General features: G+C 61.7%; 16 protein-coding genes. 6 read left to right on the forward strand and 10 right to left on the reverse strand.

What is annotated here, in order from left to right:
* Positions 1 to 184: 184 nt before the first annotated feature.
* Positions 185 to 2,452 carry a primary-amine oxidase gene (tynA, locus tag CWM53_RS09575; protein ID WP_100729843.1) on the forward strand — a complete coding sequence of 756 codons (2,268 nt, stop codon included), beginning with the start codon at positions 185 to 187 and terminating at the stop codon, positions 2,450 to 2,452.
* Between the two features lie 2 nt (positions 2,453 to 2,454).
* On the opposite strand, the gene CWM53_RS09580 is transcribed toward tynA, so the two are convergent.
* The 7 genes from CWM53_RS09580 to CWM53_RS09610 form a co-directional block, all read right to left on the reverse strand.
* Positions 2,455 to 3,438: a zinc-dependent alcohol dehydrogenase family protein gene (locus tag CWM53_RS09580; RefSeq protein WP_165785061.1), complete on the reverse strand. Its 984-nt coding sequence runs from the start codon at positions 3,436 to 3,438 to the stop codon at positions 2,455 to 2,457.
* 22 nt (positions 3,439 to 3,460) lie between these two features.
* On the reverse strand, positions 3,461 to 4,279 hold the full coding sequence (locus CWM53_RS09585) for a phytanoyl-CoA dioxygenase family protein (RefSeq protein ID WP_064142375.1): 819 nt from the start codon (positions 4,277 to 4,279) through the stop codon (positions 3,461 to 3,463).
* Between the two features lie 24 nt (positions 4,280 to 4,303).
* Positions 4,304 to 5,473 carry an acetylornithine deacetylase gene (argE, locus tag CWM53_RS09590; protein ID WP_100729841.1) on the reverse strand — a complete coding sequence of 390 codons (1,170 nt, stop codon included), beginning with the start codon at positions 5,471 to 5,473 and terminating at the stop codon, positions 4,304 to 4,306.
* The gene (locus CWM53_RS09595; RefSeq protein ID WP_008805132.1) at positions 5,466 to 6,140 is read right to left on the reverse strand and encodes a DUF1028 domain-containing protein; all 675 of its coding nucleotides are present in this window, start codon (positions 6,138 to 6,140) and stop codon (positions 5,466 to 5,468) included. The genes argE and CWM53_RS09595 overlap by 8 nt, the downstream gene beginning before the upstream one ends.
* Positions 6,137 to 6,571, reverse strand: a complete 435-nt coding sequence (locus CWM53_RS09600) for a RidA family protein (RefSeq protein ID WP_100729840.1) — start codon at positions 6,569 to 6,571, stop codon at positions 6,137 to 6,139. Before CWM53_RS09600 ends, CWM53_RS09595 begins: the two co-directional genes overlap by 4 nt.
* A 24-nt stretch (positions 6,572 to 6,595) precedes the next feature.
* Positions 6,596 to 7,855: a flavin-containing monooxygenase gene (locus CWM53_RS09605; protein WP_100729839.1), complete on the reverse strand. Its 1,260-nt coding sequence runs from the start codon at positions 7,853 to 7,855 to the stop codon at positions 6,596 to 6,598.
* Between the two features lie 168 nt (positions 7,856 to 8,023).
* Positions 8,024 to 8,938 carry a LysR substrate-binding domain-containing protein gene (locus tag CWM53_RS09610; protein WP_061154793.1) on the reverse strand — a complete coding sequence of 305 codons (915 nt, stop codon included), beginning with the start codon at positions 8,936 to 8,938 and terminating at the stop codon, positions 8,024 to 8,026.
* 488 nt (positions 8,939 to 9,426) lie between these two features.
* Here CWM53_RS09610 and CWM53_RS09615 point away from each other — a divergent pair, with 488 nt between their 5' ends.
* Genes CWM53_RS09615 through CWM53_RS09630 form a run of 4 tightly spaced genes read left to right on the forward strand, consistent with a single transcriptional unit; the run spans position 9,427 to position 13,437 of the window.
* Positions 9,427 to 10,947, forward strand: coding sequence for an amino acid ABC transporter permease/ATP-binding protein (locus tag CWM53_RS09615; RefSeq protein WP_074386024.1), 1,521 nt, complete (start codon positions 9,427 to 9,429; stop codon positions 10,945 to 10,947).
* A gap of 26 nt (positions 10,948 to 10,973) precedes the next feature.
* Positions 10,974 to 11,846, forward strand: coding sequence for a phytanoyl-CoA dioxygenase family protein (locus tag CWM53_RS09620; protein ID WP_100729838.1), 873 nt, complete (start codon positions 10,974 to 10,976; stop codon positions 11,844 to 11,846).
* Between the two features lie 23 nt (positions 11,847 to 11,869).
* Complete coding sequence (locus CWM53_RS09625; protein WP_100729837.1) at positions 11,870 to 12,700, forward strand: ABC transporter substrate-binding protein; 831 nt, start codon at positions 11,870 to 11,872, stop codon at positions 12,698 to 12,700.
* Positions 12,701 to 12,705: 5 nt separating this feature from the next.
* Complete coding sequence (locus CWM53_RS09630; protein WP_100675678.1) at positions 12,706 to 13,437, forward strand: class II aldolase and adducin N-terminal domain-containing protein; 732 nt, start codon at positions 12,706 to 12,708, stop codon at positions 13,435 to 13,437.
* A gap of 17 nt (positions 13,438 to 13,454) precedes the next feature.
* On the opposite strand, the gene CWM53_RS09635 is transcribed toward CWM53_RS09630, so the two are convergent.
* Both CWM53_RS09635 and CWM53_RS09640 read right to left on the reverse strand, forming a co-directional pair.
* Positions 13,455 to 14,345: an oxidoreductase gene (locus CWM53_RS09635; protein WP_074386026.1), complete on the reverse strand. Its 891-nt coding sequence runs from the start codon at positions 14,343 to 14,345 to the stop codon at positions 13,455 to 13,457.
* Positions 14,346 to 14,469: 124 nt separating this feature from the next.
* Positions 14,470 to 15,969 (reverse strand): aldehyde dehydrogenase family protein, encoded by a 1,500-nt coding sequence (locus tag CWM53_RS09640; RefSeq protein ID WP_061154799.1) that lies wholly within the window; start codon positions 15,967 to 15,969, stop codon positions 14,470 to 14,472.
* A gap of 235 nt (positions 15,970 to 16,204) precedes the next feature.
* Here CWM53_RS09640 and feaR point away from each other — a divergent pair, with 235 nt between their 5' ends.
* The gene (gene feaR / locus CWM53_RS09645; RefSeq protein ID WP_100729836.1) at positions 16,205 to 17,107 is read left to right on the forward strand and encodes a transcriptional regulator FeaR; all 903 of its coding nucleotides are present in this window, start codon (positions 16,205 to 16,207) and stop codon (positions 17,105 to 17,107) included.
* On the opposite strand, the gene CWM53_RS09650 is transcribed toward feaR, so the two are convergent.
* A complete protein-coding gene (locus CWM53_RS09650) occupies positions 17,108 to 17,431 on the reverse strand; it encodes a YdbL family protein (RefSeq protein WP_012541948.1) in 324 nt (107 codons plus the stop codon).
* Positions 17,432 to 17,438: the final 7 nt, after the last annotated feature.

Here is a 17,438-nt window from a genome sequence, read left to right on the forward strand (position 1 = left end):
GCAAAAAAATCGGCGCACGTTCTCAATGCCTCTGCGGAGGCATTTTTTACGCCCGTCTGGCAAAACTGACAAACAAGCTGGCAAAAGCAAACAAACGCCCCGGCGCCGCTGGCTGGTAGCTTAAGGGTGACAAAGCCGACATTCGCAGCGGCAAGAGACAACACAACAATAAGATGAGGTCATCATGGCAAACGGCTTGAAATTTTCTCCTCGTAAAACCGCGCTGGCGCTGGCCGTGGCGGTGGTTTGCGCCTGGCTATCACCGGTCTTCGCCCACGGCAGCGAAGCCCACATGGTACCGCTGGATAAAACACTGCAGGCGTTCGGCGCCGATGTGCAGTGGGATGACTACGCACAAATGTTTACCCTGATAAAAGACGGCGCTTACGTCAAAGTGAAGCCCGGCGCCAAAACGGCGATCGTCAACGGTAAAACCCTTGACCTGCAGGTGCCAGTGGTGATGAAGGAAGGAAAAGCCTGGGTCTCCGATACCTTTATCAACGATGTCTTCCAGTCCGGTCTCGATCAGACCTTCCAGGTGGAAAAGCGCCCGCACCCGTTAAACTCGCTCTCGGCGGCGGAAATCAGTGAAGCGGTGACCCTTGTTAAAGCCGCGCCGGAATTCCAGCCCAATACCCGCTTTACCGAAATTTCCCTGCACGAGCCGGATAAAGCGGCGGTGTGGGCCTTTGCTTTGCAGGGAACGCCCGTTGACGCCCCGCGCACCGCCGATGTGGTGATGCTGGATGGCAAACACGTGATTGAAGCCGTCGTCGATCTGCAAAACAAAAAAATCCTCTCCTGGACGCCAGTTAAAGGCGCCCACGGGATGGTACTGCTCGATGATTTTGTTAGCGTGCAGAACATTATCAATGCCAGCAGCGAATTCGCTGAGGTGCTGAAAAAGCACGGCATTACCGATCCTGGCAAAGTGGTCACCACCCCGCTCACCGTCGGCTATTTTGATGGCAAAGATGGCCTGCAACAGGATGCGCGTCTGTTGAAGGTAGTGAGTTATCTCGATACCGGCGACGGCAACTACTGGGCGCACCCGATTGAAAACCTGGTGGCGGTGGTCGACCTTGAAGCGAAGAAAATCATCAAAATTGAGGAAGGCCCGGTGATCCCGGTGCCGATGGAACCCCGTCCGTATGATGGCCGCGACCGCAACGCCCCGGCGGTGAAACCGCTGGATATTACGGAACCAGAGGGCAAAAACTACACCATTACCGGGGATACCATTCACTGGCAGAACTGGGATTTCCACCTGCGCCTTAACTCGCGCGTCGGGCCAATCCTCTCGACGGTGACCTACAACGATAACGGCAAAAAACGCCAGGTGATGTATGAAGGTTCCCTCGGTGGGATGATCGTTCCCTACGGCGACCCGGACGTCGGCTGGTATTTCAAAGCCTATCTGGACTCCGGCGATTACGGTATGGGCACCCTGACCTCGCCGATTGTCCGCGGCAAGGACGCACCGTCGAATGCGGTGCTGCTGGATGAAACCATCGCCGACTACACCGGCGCGCCGACCACCATCCCGCACGCTGTCGCCCTATTTGAGCGCTACGCCGGGCCGGAATATAAGCACCTGGAGATGGGCAAGCCCAACGTCAGTACCGAGCGCCGGGAGCTGGTGGTGCGCTGGATCAGTACCGTCGGCAACTACGACTATATCTTTGACTGGGTGTTCCACGACAACGGTACCATCGGTATCGACGCCGGCGCCACCGGCATTGAAGCCGTTAAAGGCGTGATGGCGAAGACCATGCATGACCCCAGCGCCAAAGAAGATACCCGCTACGGGACGCTGATCGACCATAATATTGTCGGCACCACCCACCAGCACATCTATAACTTCCGCCTCGACCTCGACGTGGACGGCGAAAACAACACCCTGGTGGCGATGGATCCTGAAGTGAAGCCCAACACCGCCGGTGGCCCGCGCACCAGTACCATGCAGGTGAATCAGTACACCATTGACAGCGAGCAGAAAGCAGCGCAGAAATTCGACCCGGGCACCATTCGCCTGCTGAGCAACACCAGCAAAGAGAACCGCATGGGCAACCCGGTCTCTTATCAGATCATCCCGTATGCCGGCGGTACGCACCCGGCGGCGACCGGCGCGAAGTTCGCCCCGGACGAGTGGATCTACCATCGCCTGAGCTTTATGGATAAACAGCTGTGGGTGACGCGTTACCACCCGACAGAGCGTTATCCGGAAGGGAAATACCCGAACCGTTCCGCCCAGGATACCGGCTTAGGGCAGTACGCAAAGGATGATGAGTCGCTGACTAACCACGACGACGTCGTGTGGATCACCACCGGCACCACTCACGTGGCGCGCGCCGAAGAGTGGCCGATCATGCCGACCGAATGGGCGCACGCCCTGCTGAAGCCGTGGAACTTCTTTGACGAAACCCCAACCCTTGGCGAGAAGAAAAAGTAATCTTAACCGGCGGTGAAATCGAGCAGGATTTTACCGCCTCTTCCCGGCTGGTCGGCGGCGGTAATTGCCTCACGCCAGTCGTTCAACGCTATGCGCTGGGCCGGCGGCTGGGTGGTCGTTGTCAAGCGCAGCCAAATCTCGTCAAACGCCGCCCGCCACGCCGCCACGCTGAGTGTCGGCAACGCCTCCCGCAGATGAAACTTGCGCACCGTCGCGCTACCGCGCGTCTGGGTCAGCGGCCGCCCGGATAACAGCCCATAGGAGATCAGGGTCGACGACGCGGGCAGCACCGACAGCAGCGTATTCGCCAGTTCGCCGCCCACCGCGTCAAACACCAGATCGCTGTGTTGGCTGACCTTCTCCATCAGCGCCCGGTCGGTATCGAGGATCGGATAGATCCCGGCCTGTTCCAGGCGCGCCCGGTGCTGCGGCGAGCGAATAATCCCGCTCACCGAGCGGGCGCCCATCGCCAGCGCCCACTGTCCCAGCATGCTGGCGCAGGAGGACGATGCCGCGGTCAGCACAAGGTGTTTTCCGGCAACCGGCCAGCGCTTGAGCATCAGCATAGCCGTCAGCGGATTGATATACCCGCGGGCGGCCAGCAGATCGTCAACCGCTGGCGGCACCGGCACCAGCCAGGTCTCATCCAGATCGATAAACCGCTGCCAGGTGCCGCCCCCGCGAAGAGGTAGCACCCGCTGTCCCGCGGACAGCCGGCTGCCGTATGGCGCGGCGACCACCTCGCCAAGGCCTTCATAGCCGGCGACGGCCGGCAGTCGGGTGCGGTGGCGATAGGCGCCGGTCACGGGGATCAGATCCGAGGGATTCACCGGGGCATAGCGCATCCTGACCCGCACCCGTCCGCCCGCCAGCGGCGCCAGCGGCAGGCGTTTCAGGGTCAGCACGGCGGCCGGCGGCCCGTAGCGATCATAAACAATGGCGTCGTTGAACATCGACAGGCTCCAGACAGCGAAAGGCGGGATCATAGCAGATCCCGCCGCCAGTGGCTCACGCCCGCGGCCAAACCTGGGGGAACAGCGGGGAATCCAGCGGGTCGCCGTCCCGCAGGGTCAGCTCGGGGAACGGTGGCGACGTCACGCCGCCGCGATCGGCAAACGCGGCGTCATCCCCCACCCAGCGGGCGGAGAAGACCCGTCGCGCCCGCGCGCCGGGGTTGCCGCGGGCGCCATGGACGGTGCGGAAATGGAAGGCCACCGCATCCCCCGGCTCCAGCGCCCAGCTGACGATATCGTATTCGTCCTCATGGGCGTCGATATCCGGCAGGGTGCTGAACCGGGTGTGCTCGTAAAGCTTAGTGCCATTGAAACGGGTAGGACTGAACTCCTCCTCCCAGCGATGCGACCCGCGAATGCAGCGCAGCGAGGTGGCCTCCGCCACCGGGTCCAGCGGGATCCAGAAGCTGACGTTCTGTCTGCCGGAGACGCAATAGTAAGGCTGGTCATGATGCCAGGGAGTCACCGTGCTGCCTCCGGCCGGTTTGACCAGCGTATGTTCATGGAAAAATTTCGCCGTTTGCGACTGCATCAGCGCCGCCGCGATCTCGGCGGCCGCTGACTGAAAGACAAATTCGCTAAACGCCGGGATCCGCGACCAGTTGCAGTAGTCCTGAAAAAAAGGCGGCGAACCATCTTTGGGGATCACCGTGCGCGCATGACCATACTCGCTGGGGCTGGCCATCAGCGCCGTGACCCCTTCGGCGAGGCGCTCGACCCAGGGGGTAAAGACGCCTTTTAATAACACCGCGCCATCCGCCTGCCAGCGGTCGATGGTCGCTTGATCGATGTGGGGAGAGTGTTGATTGTGCATCGCTTGGGTTCCTGTGTTGAGGGATCAGGTGAGCGGTTCCGCCGGTTCGGCACGCATCCACGCGCAAAGCTGTCGCAGCATCGTCATACAGCGCTCGGTCTGCGCGATGCTGATGTACTCATCGGCCTTATGGCCCTGGGCCATGCTGCCCGGTCCGCAGACCAGGGTCGCGACGCCCATCTCATCGAACAGCCCTCCTTCGGTGCCGAACGCCACGGTGGAGAAGCGATCGCTGCCGCACCACTGCGCCAGCCAGCGGGCGAAGTCGGACTGCGGATCGCTGAGCAGCGGCGGATAGTGGCTTAACAGCTGGAACTGGATGTCGCTCCCACTGGCTACCCGGCGCATCTCCGGCAGCAACTGGCGACGGGCGTAGGCCGCCAGCGCCTCGGTGACCGCTTCGGGACGCATCCCCGGCAGGTAGCGGATCTCAAAATCAAAGCGGCAGGACTGCGGAACGATGTTCAGCGCGGCCCCACCCTGAATGGTGCCCACCTGCAGCGTGCTGAAAGGCGGCGAAAAGCGGCTGTCCTGCTGCCGGGCCAGATGCACGCCCAGCCGATCCAGGTGGTTGATCAGTCTGGCCGCGTAGCGGATGGCGTTCACTCCTTGCGGGGCATAGGCCGAATGGCAGGCCTGCCCCTCGATGCAGCAGCGCATGGCCAGTTTGCCTTTATGACCGAACACCGGCTGCATCTCCGTCGGCTCGCCGATGAGGCACAGCGCCGGTTTCTCCGGCGAGGCCTGCAGAAAATCCACCAGGCTGCGCACACCGAGACAGCCGACCTCTTCGTCATAGGAGAAGGCCAGATGCAGTGGCATGCGCAGCGGCGCCGCCAGAAAGTCATCCACTGCCGCCAGCACGCAGGCGAGAAACCCCTTCATATCGGCGCTACCGCGGCCATAGTAGCGGCCATCGCGCTCGGTGAGGCTGAAAGGCGGAACGCTCCACGCCTGGCCGTCCACCGGGACCACGTCGGTATGGCCCGAGAGCATCACTCCGCCGCCGCCGGACGGCCCCAGCCGGGCGTAGAGATTGGCCTTGCCGCCCGACGGGTCATAAAAGCGGCGGGACGCCACGCCGCGGGCAGTGAGAAAATCGGCGATCCAGTCGATCATCGCCAGGTTCGAATGGCGGCTGGTGGTGTCAAAGGCCAGCAGCGCGGCCAGGATCGCCCCCGGCGTGTTATTCATCGCCGGGGACGCCATAGGCGGGCGCATCGCGCGGGTCGAGCGCCCGGGTAATGTAGGCGTCCATTTGCGGCTCCCAGGCCAGCCACAGTTGCTCAAGGGCCGCCAGCGGATCCGTCTCCGCCCAGTCAATACGCAGATCGACCACCGGCCACGGGTAATCGTCCACCACCTTCACCGCCGCCGAGTGGACCGGGCCGGCCTCGCCCCCGGCGGCAATCCCCGCGCGCAGCCCGGCCAGCAGCCGGCTGGCCAGTTCACCGCTCGCCGTCTCGAAGGCGGCCACCATCGCGGCGATCACCTCGTGACTGGCCAGCATGTTGCCCGCCGCCACGCAGTTATCTCCCGCCAGGGTGCCACCGATCCCGAGAGTATGTTCTCCGCTGAACGCCGCCACTTCACCGTTGGCATCAATCGCCGCGACCTGGCGATATTCGCGGAAGCGGTCCTCCGCCAGGGCCAGGTTCAGAGCCTGCTCAACGGAGGCCCCCGCCTCAAGCGCACCAAGAATATGCGGCCCCAGCGACGGTAAGGTTATGTTCTGACTGGCGACCGCGCCGACACCGGGCAATAGCCACGGACAGCGCGATCCCACGGCCATGCTCGACGAACTAATGGCAATGCCCAGCTGACCTGATTCCGGGCAGCGGGCGCTAATAGAGAGAGTCATTCTGCTGCCTCCCCCTGCCAGTCGTCAGGGATCACTGCCGTAACCTCAATCTCCATCAGCCACTGCGGCTGCGCGAGGGCCGACACCACCACCCCGGTGGAGATGGGAAAGACGCCTTTCAACCATTTGCCCACCTCCTGATAGACCGGCTCGCGATAGCGGGGATCGATCAGATAAGTGGTGGTCTTGACGATATGCGTGAGGTCGCTGCCGGCCTCTTTCAGCAACTGCGCGACATTCTTCATCGCCTGCTCCGCCTGCGCCCGCGGGTCGCCGAGGCCAATCAGATTGCCGGCGAAGTCGGTGCCAACCTGGCCGCGAACGTAGACGGTATTGCCGGCCCGCACCGCCTGGCACAGATCGTTGTTCAGCGCCTGGTTCGGGTAGGTCTCTTTGGTGTTAAACATGCGAATACGGGTATGAGTTGGCATCAAAGCACTCCTTAAGGAAAACGGTTAACAGGACGGCTGGTAACGCTGGTACTGGCGCTGAATGGCGATCTGGTCGGCAATATATTTGGCATCGTGCCAGACGCCCCAGATAAAGGTGGACCCGCGCCGCGAGAGCCACGGCAGGCCGAGGAAATAGACGCCCGGCTCCGTCGACACGCCGCGATGATGCTGTGGCCGCTGTGCGTCATCGAAAGCGTTGACCTTCAGCCAGCGATAGTCGGTGGTGTAGCCCGTCGCCCAGATGATGGTGCTGATCCCGGCCTCGGCCAGATTGAGACTGAGCAGCGGGTCGGTAACGCAGGCCGGATCGGGCAGAAATTCACGGGCAGAGGGCTCTTCGGGCAGGTCTATACCGTTGCGGGCCACCCACGCGTCCGCGGCGTCGAGCAGCGCAAGGTAGGAGGCATCGCCGCGGCGGATATTCTCCGCCAGGTCGTGGTGAAACAGTGCTTTGTCACCGTCAAAGCCGCGGGTCTGCCCCACTAACGTGACCCCCTGATGCGCCAGCTGGCGAAAATCGACGGTATGGCCGCCGCGCGCGCCGCTCACCGCGATAGTGACATGCTCTTTACCCGGCGCATTGGCCGCAGCATCCCACATTCCCAGCACCCCGAGCCACCAGCAAAAATCGCGCTGACGATAGCGACGCGGCGGGCGGTCGTGCGCTCCCACCGACAGCCACACCGCGCGTCCGGCCCGCTGCAGCTCATCGGCAATCTGCACGCCGGAGGAGCCTGCGCCAACCACCAGCACACCGCCTTCCGGCAACTGCTGCGGGTTAAAATAGTGGGCGGAGTGGAGCTGCTGAATAGCCTGACTCTGCGGGGCGATGGCCGGGATCACTGGCCGCTGAAACGGCCCGGTGGCCGCCACGATCCGCTGCGCTTCAATCACCCCCTGCGAGGTGTCGACACGAAAGCCCGGCCGTCCGACGAGGCGTTCGGCCCTGAAAACCTCCACCCCGGTATGGATCGGCGCATTGAAGCTGCGGGCATAGGCGGCAAAATAGTCTGCCACCTGCTCTTTGCCGACAAAGCTGTCTGCCGGGCAGTCCGGGAACACCATGCCCGGGAACCGATCGTGCCAGGCCGGGCCGTTGGCGACCAGCGAATCCCAGCGTCCGCTGCGCCAGGCCTGGGCAATACCCTGCTTTTCCAGCACCAGGTGGGGGATATCCAGCCGGGTCAGATGCTCGCTCATGGCGACGCCCGCCTGCCCCGCGCCCACCACCAGGGTATCGATCTCGGTAATCTGTTCAGTCATTTCGCTATCCTTCAAGCACAGTTGCCGACGACGTCGCCGGAATTGACGGCTTTCAGGTTATTTAACTGTGACGAATTGGTAAAATATTATAAAACGATCGACTGAATAGAATTTTACGAGGCTGAGTGACGACAAAAAATAATGCCTGCCGGATCGACAGGCGTTATTTCAGGCGTGAGTTGGGGTTAATTCGATGCTGCGACAATAATCCATAAACAGTTGCGTCGGCCGCGTGGGCTCATTATTCGCGAGATGCGCCATAATTAAGGTTGAGGCGGGCATCTCGTCGGCAATATCCCGCTGCACCACTCTTTCGCCATCGTAGGTCATATCACAGCAGGGCCGGGTGACCAGCACCGAAAAACCCAACCCCTGGCCCACCATACAGCGCACCATTTCAATGGAGGGGGAACTGTAAGCCACTTCCGGGTGATAACCCTTTTCCTTAAAGATGGAGATAAAATAATTTTTACTGGGGACCGCATCGAGGAGGATCATCGGCTCGCGGCTCAGCTCCTGCAGCGTCACCTGCGCCTTCTGCGCCAGCGGATGCGCGGCGGGCAGCAGCGCGTAGGGTTTATGCGGGGCATTGAGCCGCTCTTTATTGATCGAGTGGCCGAGCTCCAGATCGTAAACCAGCGCCAGGTCGAAGCGGCCGCGGTGCAGGCCATGCATCAGCTCATGCTGTTCGCCGTCGTACAGATGCAGGGTGATGTCCGGGTAGCATTTTTTAAACCCGGCCACCAGCTTCGGCATATACAGCGGGGCGACCGATTCAAAGCAACCGATGGAGATCATGCCAGAAACCAGCTCTTTATCCGCTCGCGAATTCTGTTCGAACTCCCAGGACAGGCGCAGCAACTCTTTCGCTTTATCGTAGATCCGCCGGCCGCTGGAGGTGAGCGAAACGCCCTGCGCATGGTGGCGAATAAACAGCTGCTGGTCAAAGGTGCTCTCCAGATTCTTGATGGCAATCGAAATCGACGGCTGCGCAATGTGCAGCTGGCGGGAGGCCTCGGCGATACTCTCCGTCTCCACCACGGTGACGAAATATTTGAGCTGCTTCAGGGTAAATCGGTTCATAGCATCACCATTGATAAAATATGGTCCGGCGCACACGGGGAATAGTTTTCCTCTAAGTCCCAAGCAATCCGCGTGCCACCCGCGGAAAAGAGCGGCGCGTTGCCCGACAAGGGGCGACAATATTTATTATTGCTCTACGCCCGCCTGGTTTATTTCCGCCGTTGCACCATCATGCGCCACGCTGCACGCCAGACAGGCAGCGTCTGCCCCAGTTTCGCGCAAAATAACCTGTCTGCGCAAAATAGCGTTATTGAATTACAGTCATTGTTTTTAAATTGTTTACGCAAAGTATCTTAACAATCACTTTAAATTCCATATCGTTAATATCGCTGTATAGTTTTTTTAAACTTAAAGGCCAAAAATTTACTAATTGCCTCTGAAAGCATCCTGCCAGCATAGTGTATTCGCACGATGAATACCGGTGGCTCCCCATTACGGCACAGCCGAGCCACTTTCATTTTTGATAATTATGACGAGTGAAATAGCCCATGACGTTTAACTGGAACTACATGTTAAGCCTGCTCAGCGATGCCGATTTTTGGTGGGCCACCTGGACCGTCATTAAATTAAGTCTGCTGACCTGGGGCTGCAGTATTGTGCTCGGATTTATTCTGGCGCTGGCCAAACAGTCGCCGCGCGGCTGGTTATCCACCCCAGCCCGGCTGTATATCTGGTTATTTCGCAGTATGCCGCTGCTGGTCCTGCTGATTTTTGTCTACAACATGCCGCAGGCGCTGCCCTCCTTCGCCCCGGTGCTGAACGATCCCTTCTGGGCCGGTCTGCTGGCGATGGTCCTCAGCGAAGCGGCTTATATCGCCGAGATCCACCGCGGCGGGTTGCTCTCCATCCCTCGCGGGCAGAGCGAAGCCGCGCGGGCCCTGGGATTGCGCTACGCCGGGATCCAGTGGCGGGTGATCATCCCCCAGGCGCTGCGCGTCGCCCTGCCGGCGCTGGCCAATGAATATATCGCCATCGTGAAGCTCAGTTCGCTGGTGTCGGTCATCTCACTGACCGAAATATTGATGGTCGGCCAGCAGCTCTACTCGCAGAACTTTCTGGTCATGGAGACCATGACGGCCGTGGCGTTTTATTACATCTTTATCGTCACGGTGTTCGATTTTCTGCTGAAACGGCTGGAGAACTACCTTGACGTGACCCAGCGCAATACCGCTCGTCCGGTAGATGCCGAGATGCAGCGGCTGGCCAGCGCCCGCCGCCCGGCGATGGCGCGCAGCGTCACCCAGAGTCATGAGCCGGCGCTGCAGGCCTCTAAGCTGCATAAGGCCTACAACAACGTCGAAGTGCTGGGGGCGGTGAGCCTGCAGATCCAGCCCGGCGAGGTGGTCTCGGTCATCGGCCCGTCAGGCTCGGGAAAAACCACCCTCATTCGTCTGCTGAACGGTCTTGAGCAGATCGATAACGGCGAAATTCAGATTAACGGTCAACCCTTTATTCACCTCGACCGTCAGGGGCAGCAGAAGCCGCGCTTTATGGAGAATGCCGAACATCGCCTGAACATCGGCATGGTGTTCCAGAGCTTTAACCTGTTCCCGCATCTGACCGTGTTCGGCAATCTGCTGCTGGCCCCGCGCTATCACCATCTGGCGACCGACGCGGAGCTGCGCCAGCACGCCTGCGAACTGCTGCACAAAGTGGGCATGCTGGAGCACGCCTGGAAGTATCCGCACCAGCTCTCCGGCGGACAGCAGCAGCGGGTAGCTATCGCCCGCGCCCTGATGATGCGTCCGCAGATCATGCTGTTCGATGAGCCCACCTCGGCGCTGGATCCGGAAAAAGTGAATGAAGTGCTGCAGGTTATCGAATCCCTGGCCCACGAAGGCATCACCATGGTCATCGTCACCCACGAGATGAACTTCGCCTTCAAAGTGTCCGACCGGATCGTGTTTATGGAGAAAGGCCGGGTGGTGTGCGATGACACGCCGCAGGCGATGCGTAGCGGGCAACACCCGCGGGTCGAGGCCTTTCTGAAAGATGTTTCTCTGGCTTAACTATCGGAACGTGAAGAGGAAAAACTATGATTGCGCAGTGGCAAATTGATCAGTTTCATCAGCAGGGTTTTCTGGTGGTCGAAGAGGTGCTTTCCAGCGCCGACATCGCCGCCCTGCAGAGCGATTTCGACGGCTGGGTCGAGGAGAGCCGCAGTCACGCGACGGTGTGGGGAGAAACCCTCGACGGGCGGCCGCGCTTCGATATCGAGCGCGATCATGCTCCTGACCATCCGTCGCTGCGCCGGGTCGCCTCCCCGACGGAGATCTCCGAGGCCTATCGCCATACTGCGCTGAACTCGCGGATGGCGACCATCGCCGCGCAGCTGATCGGCGGCAGCGGCACCCGCTTTCATCACAGCAAAATTAACTCCAAGCTGCCGCACACCGCCACCGAGGTGAAATGGCATCAGGATTTCCTCTTCACCCCACACAGTAATGACGACATCATCACCGCCCTGCTGATGGTCAGCGAAGTGACGCCAGAGAATGGCCCGCTTAACGTGGTGCCTGGCAGCCATCAGGGGCCGCTGTGGTCCCACTGGCAGGAGGGTCGCTTCACCGGGGCGGTGGATGATGAAGTAGTGGCGACGCACTGCCAGCAGCCGCAGGCCTGTTTTGGCCCGGCGGGCTCAGTCTGCTTTATGCATACCCGCCTGCTACACGCCTCCAGCCCCAACGAGACCGCCCTGCCGCGCACCCTGTTCATCAGCGTCTACGCCGCGGAGGATGCGCTACCCTACGGCGAAAACCCGCTGCCGAGCCACCATGCTGGCCAACTTGTCGCGGGAGAAGAGAGCGGTCTGGTGCGCAGCACCGATAACCAGCTTCGTCTGCCGCAGAAGCCGCGCGGCGCTTCGTTTTTTGTTCAGCAGGCCGGCGCCGATCGCGCCAGCATGTAATTTGCCCACACTCCGGAGGTTTTATGACACGCATTTACGCACCACGCCCGCTGACCCTGCTGCTCTGCGCAGCGGCTGCCCTGACATCCTTTAGCGCACTGGCCTTTCAGCAAAGCGGTAAGATCACCGCCGGTTCTGACATGACCTTTTTTCCTTACGAGTACATGGAAAACAATAAGCCAGCCGGTTTTGATATCGAGCTGCTCGATGGTCTGGCAAAGACTATGGGCCGTGAAGCAGTGAATATCGATACCCGCTTCCCCAACCTGATCCCCGGGCTGCAGGGTGGGCGCTTCGATATCACCAACTCGTCGATGTACATTACTGCCGAACGCCTGAAGGTGATCGATATGGTGCCGTACCTGAAAAGCGGGGAAGCGATCCTCGCCCGCAAAGGCGGCGACTACCAGCCTAAGACTCCGGAAGCGTTCTGCGGCCATAAAATCGGCTCGATGGGCGCCACCTCCTGGCTGGCACAGCTGCAAAAGCTCTCCACCGACTACTGCGTGAAGAAAGGGCTGAAGCCGATTGCGCTGAGCGTCTATACCACCGACCCGCAGACCACCCAGGCGCTGCTGTCGCGCGCCGTCGATGCGCAGATCACCGATGCCGCCGTGGCGCGTGGGGTGGTGGAAAAACTGGGTGACCGGGTGGTGATCTCCTCTGACACGCTGATCTATCCGGTGCTGAACGGCTTTGGCGTCAAAAAGGGCAACACTGAGGTGAAAACCGCCCTCGAAGAGGCGCTGAAAAAATACAGCGCGACGCCGGAATATGCTGCCCTGCTGAAGAAATATCACTTCCAGGCGCCGACGGCGGACGATCTGCAGACCCTGATGCCGAAAGCGGAGTAATGCCCATGCGCGATTCCGATGAAGAGCAGATCCGCATCGACCTGGCGGCCACCTTTCGCATCATTGCCCATCTCGGCATGCATGAGGCGGTGGCCAACCATTTCAGCGCCGCGCTCTCCGCCGACGGGAAAACGTTTTTACTCAACCCGAAGTGGAAACACTTTTCGCGCATCCGCGCCAGCGATCTGCTGGTGCTGAACGCCGATGATGAACGTTGCGCCGCGCGCCCTGACGTCGATGCCACCGCGTGGGCCATTCACGGGCAGATCCATCAGCGGCTCCCTGACGTAAGGGTGGTGCTGCATTTGCACCCGGTGTACACCACCAGCGTCGCCTGTCTGGCGACGCCGCAGATCCTGCCCATCGACCAGAACACGGCCCGCTATTTTAACCGGGTCGCCGTCGATACGCTGTATGGCGGGATGGCGGACACCGCGGCAGAAGGCGCCCGGCTGGCGGGCCTGCTGGCGGACAAACGCCGCCTGCTGATGGGCAATCACGGGGTGCTGGTGACCGCCCCGACCATCGGCGAAGCGTTCGATGATATCTGGACCCTGGAGCGCGCCTGTCAGATCCTGATCACCGCCTGGTCCACCGGCCAGCCGCTGAAGGTACTGTCAGACGCGGTAGCGGAAAAAACGGCCCAGGACTGGGAGAAGATCGCCGATTTCTCGCGTCAGCATTTTGCCGAAATGAAGCAGTTAATGATCGACCTCGATCCCTCCCTGGTGGACTAACCCCGCGCCTGCCCGGGTCAGCCCGGGCCGTCGCTGGCTGCCGCCAGCAGCGGCACGATGATATCGCTGAGCGGTGTCGGAATGCCGTGCTGACGCCCGCGACGCTGCACCACGCCGTTACGAATATCCCACTCCAGCGGTCGGCCATGCAGGCGATCGATCAGAATAGAGGTGCTTAAGTCGGCAGGCGCCCGGTGAAAGCCGGCGATAATCTCCTCCGGCACGCTGTCGCCCAGGGCGGCCCCTTCCGCCCGCGCCACCTGCAGACATTCGCGCAAATAAGCCAGTCCGAGGGCAGTGATGTCCTCCCGGGCAAACATCCCGGCGCGTCGTCCGGTCAGCACCATCAGTCCGGCGACGGCGTTCTGCAACAGTTTACGCCAGGCCACGGTGGTAAAATCCGCCGCCAGGTCCACCGCGCAGCGGGTCCCCGCCAGCGCCTGCTGTACCCGCTCTGCCCCCGGCAGATCCGGGAGGGTCAGGCGCGGCGTGGCGCGCAGCCAGACAGAGGCATCGGCATCGCGCTGCGCCGGAAACCAGACCACCGAGGGCAACACCGTCGCGCCGCCGGTCAGGGGGGCAAACTGCTGGCGCTGCTCAACGCCGTTTTGCAGCACGCACACCACGGTGTCCGCGGAACACAGGGCCGTCAGCCAGGGGGCGATGGCCTCCGTCTGTGTGGTTTTCACCGCGACAAACACCAGGTCGAAGGGGGCGGCTATCGCCGTTGGGTCGGTATGCACCGGGCCGGGCACCACGATCTCGCCCTCGTCAGTGCGCAGCACCAGCGCCGAATGGGCGGTACGGCCGCAGACCACCGGCGCCCTCCCCACCGCAAACAGGGCGGCGGCGATAGTCGTGCCGATGGCGCCGGGACCAATAAGTGCAACCTTAGGAAATGCTGTCATGCCGAAGACCTCCTGATGATTCACCGCCCTGGTTGGGCAAAGATTGCCCTCCACAGTAGCGAGAAAGACCGGAGGTCGGCAAGCGGGACGTCGGGAAAAGCGATGCGCCTTCCCCGACAGAGGCCTAGTAACGCACGCAGACAGATTTGGTTTCGCACCAGCCGTCGAGCCAGTCCGGGCCGAAATCGCGGCCGGTACCGGACTGCTTCATGCCGCCGAAAGGCAGGTTGGCGTCAATCAGGGTATGGCTGTTGACCCAGACCGTTCCCGCCTGCAGACGGTCGGTGTAGTTCAGGGCCTGGGTCAGATCGCGGGTCCAGACGCTGGCGGTCAGGCCAAAATCGCTGTCGTTGGCCAGGCGCAGCGCCTCCTCGCCGTCGGCCACCCGCACCAGGTTCACCACCGGGCCAAATACCTCCTCACGGGTGAGTCGCAGTCCGGCGTCGGGGTTAACCACCAGTGTCGGCGGAATATAGTACCCCCCCGCATCCGGTCCGGCGCTGCCGCTGATAAGCTCTGCCTTCTGCTGGCGAGCCTCTTCGAGGTAGGCCGCCACCTTGTCGCAGTGGGCCCGGGAAACCACCGGGTTGATCTGCGCCGTCTCCTGCATCCCCGGCCCCACCTGCAGCGATTTCACCGCCTGCTCGAAACCGCTGACCAGGGTGTCAAACAGCGGCGCTTCGATGTAGATCCGCGAGCTGGCGGCGCAGACCTGCCCCTGATTGAGGAAGCTACCGGTCATCAGCCCCTCAATAACCCACTGGGGATCGGCATCTTTGAGCACAATCGCCGGGTTCTTACCGCCCAGTTCCAGCGTCACGCGGGTCAGGCGGTCGGCGGCCACGCGGGCAATCTGTTTCCCGGTCGCCGTCGAGCCGGTAAAGCTGACCTTCGCCACCTGCGGATGGGCGGTCAGCGCCGCGCCGCAGCCGGCACCGCTGCCGGTGACCACGTTGAACACCCCGTCAGGAATGCCCGCCTGGGTCGCCAGCTCCGCCACCCGCAGCAGGGTCAGCGGGGTGGTTTCAGAGGGTTTGATGACGATCGAACAGCCCGCCGCCAGCGCCGGCATGACCTTCCACATGCCGATCATCAGCGGGAAATTCCACGGGACGATGCCCGCCACCACCCCGACCGGCTCTTTTTTGGTCCACGCCTGGTAACGCGCCCCTTGCGGGAACGGGATCGACACGTCCAGCGTCCGGCCGCTGATCTTGGTGGTCAGCCCCGCGGTGTAGCGCATCCAGTTCAGGGTGCAGCCGACCTCAAAGGCGCGAGAGATCGCAATGGATTTGCCCTGCTCGAGGGTTTCCAGTTGCGCCAGCTCTTCGCCGTGCTGCTCCACCAGATCGGCAAAACGCAGCAGGATGCGTTCACGGTCGGCCGGGGTGCGCCCGGCCCAGCGGCGATCGACAAAAGCGCGCCAGGCGGACATCACCGCCCGGTCAACATCCGCCGGGCTGGCGTCGGCGGTGGTGGCAATCGCCTGCCCGGTGGCCGGATCCCAGACGGTTAACCGGTTTTCGCTCTGCGCGGCGCAGGGGGCGCCGTCGATATACAGGCCATGCTGACGGTCTAAAAACTGCTGGACGCTGGCAAGCAGCGCTATCTGAGAGGTGGACATACCCTTTCCTTATTCTTCGCGGATAGTGCTTTCAGTCTATGTCCGGTTGGCGGCTGGCGCTTTTTTCTCTGTGACATTCGTTTGCGCCGCTGTGACAGTCGCCGCAAATCCGCGGCTTGCCCTGGCAGAAATGTGCCGCAGGTAATAGTTCTTTCATATACCCGCCATCGCGGCCTTGCCTGAGGCGGCATAAATGCAACAATGCGGAAACATTGTTATTACAGGAGAAGGGCGAATGATGACCACGGCAGAGGGGGGGCTGGCGTACCAGCGCTGGCTGGCGACGATCAATCAGGTCTGCGGCCATTTCGCCGCCCGGCCGCTGGAGGGGCGCTTCCACGGCGAGATTGACGCCCGCTACGCCGGTAACCTCAAGGTCAGCACGGTCACCGCCGCCGGCGTTAATCTCTACCGCACACACAATGAGATAAAACGCGATAACGACGCCTGGTTCTACACCGTATTTCAGCTTGCCGGCGAAGCCATCATCGAACAGGACGATCGCCAGGTGACGCTGGCGGCAGGCGATATCACGTTAATCGACGCCGCCCGCCCCTGCTCGATTGTCTGGCAGCAGACCTCGCGTCAGGCCTCCCTGCTGCTGCCGCGCCAGCGGGTGGCGCCCACAGGCGACATCGCCACCGCCTGCCGGCTGGACAAATCCCTGCCAATGGTGCAGCTCAGCCAGCGACTGTTGCTGGAAAGCATGGGCGGCACGACACTCTCCGTCAGCGAGAGTGAAGCGGCGCTGGAGGCGATCGCCTGCCTGTTACGCCCGGTGCTGCATCAGCGCGAGCCTACCCCTTCCCGGCGGGAAAAGCAGTTTCAGAAGATTATTGCGTTAATCGATGCGTCCATTCAGTCGGAGCATTTGCGCCCGGAGTGGCTGGCCAGCGAGACGGGGATGTCGGTACGCAGCCTGTACCGGCTGTTTGCCGACAAAGGGCTGGTGGTGGCGCAGTATATTAAGAACCGGCGGTTGGACCTGTGTGCCAGGGCGTTACAGAATGTCCATGACGACGAAAAGCTGGCGGGGATCGGCTACCGCTGGGGCTTTAGCGACCACAGCCATTTCTCCACCGCCTTTAAGCAGCGCTTTGGCGTCTCGCCGGGCGAATACCGCAAGCGCTGCCGCTGATCATTTACGCCGCCACTGGCCGTTCAGCCCCTGGACGTACTCCCCGGGCTGAGCGCGGGCCACCAGCTTCTGCCCGGCCATTTTCGCCACTTCATCTACCGGCAGATTGTTGTCATCCGCCAGCTGCTGATAGCTTTCGCTGCGCGCGGCATTGATCTGCTTCACCAGCGCTAAGGTCTCTTTATCCTGGCGCAGCGGCGCCAGATAGCCGTTCAGCGTTTCCCCCACCCGCCCCTGCTGCCGCGCTTCGCTCAGGGTCAACGCCAGCGCGGGCGCGCTGAGTAAGGTCAGCGCCAGCGCTGCGCTTAACAGTCGTTTTCTCATCGTCGCC

This window comes from Klebsiella sp. A-Nf5, from assembly GCF_002810545.1.
GTDB classification, from domain to species: domain Bacteria; phylum Pseudomonadota; class Gammaproteobacteria; order Enterobacterales; family Enterobacteriaceae; genus Klebsiella; species Klebsiella variicola.

What these genes read in the sequence shown, in the direction of transcription:
- tynA (WP_100729843.1), top strand. Translation starts at nt 185, where the DNA reads ATGGCAAACGGCTTGAAATTTTCTCCTCGTAAAACCGCGCTGGCGCTG.
- CWM53_RS09580 (WP_165785061.1), bottom strand. Translation starts at nt 3,438, where the DNA reads ATGATCCCGCCTTTCGCTGTCTGGAGCCTGTCGATGTTCAACGACGCC.
- CWM53_RS09585 (WP_064142375.1), bottom strand. Translation starts at nt 4,279, where the DNA reads ATGCACAATCAACACTCTCCCCACATCGATCAAGCGACCATCGACCGC.
- argE (WP_100729841.1), bottom strand. Translation starts at nt 5,473, where the DNA reads ATGAATAACACGCCGGGGGCGATCCTGGCCGCGCTGCTGGCCTTTGAC.
- CWM53_RS09595 (WP_008805132.1), bottom strand. Translation starts at nt 6,140, where the DNA reads ATGACTCTCTCTATTAGCGCCCGCTGCCCGGAATCAGGTCAGCTGGGC.
- CWM53_RS09600 (WP_100729840.1), bottom strand. Translation starts at nt 6,571, where the DNA reads ATGCCAACTCATACCCGTATTCGCATGTTTAACACCAAAGAGACCTAC.
- CWM53_RS09605 (WP_100729839.1), bottom strand. Translation starts at nt 7,855, where the DNA reads ATGACTGAACAGATTACCGAGATCGATACCCTGGTGGTGGGCGCGGGG.
- CWM53_RS09610 (WP_061154793.1), bottom strand. Translation starts at nt 8,938, where the DNA reads ATGAACCGATTTACCCTGAAGCAGCTCAAATATTTCGTCACCGTGGTG.
- CWM53_RS09615 (WP_074386024.1), top strand. Translation starts at nt 9,427, where the DNA reads ATGACGTTTAACTGGAACTACATGTTAAGCCTGCTCAGCGATGCCGAT.
- CWM53_RS09620 (WP_100729838.1), top strand. Translation starts at nt 10,974, where the DNA reads ATGATTGCGCAGTGGCAAATTGATCAGTTTCATCAGCAGGGTTTTCTG.
- CWM53_RS09625 (WP_100729837.1), top strand. Translation starts at nt 11,870, where the DNA reads ATGACACGCATTTACGCACCACGCCCGCTGACCCTGCTGCTCTGCGCA.
- CWM53_RS09630 (WP_100675678.1), top strand. Translation starts at nt 12,706, where the DNA reads ATGCGCGATTCCGATGAAGAGCAGATCCGCATCGACCTGGCGGCCACC.
- CWM53_RS09635 (WP_074386026.1), bottom strand. Translation starts at nt 14,345, where the DNA reads ATGACAGCATTTCCTAAGGTTGCACTTATTGGTCCCGGCGCCATCGGC.
- CWM53_RS09640 (WP_061154799.1), bottom strand. Translation starts at nt 15,969, where the DNA reads ATGTCCACCTCTCAGATAGCGCTGCTTGCCAGCGTCCAGCAGTTTTTA.
- feaR (WP_100729836.1), top strand. Translation starts at nt 16,205, where the DNA reads ATGATGACCACGGCAGAGGGGGGGCTGGCGTACCAGCGCTGGCTGGCG.
- CWM53_RS09650 (WP_012541948.1), bottom strand. Translation starts at nt 17,431, where the DNA reads ATGAGAAAACGACTGTTAAGCGCAGCGCTGGCGCTGACCTTACTCAGC.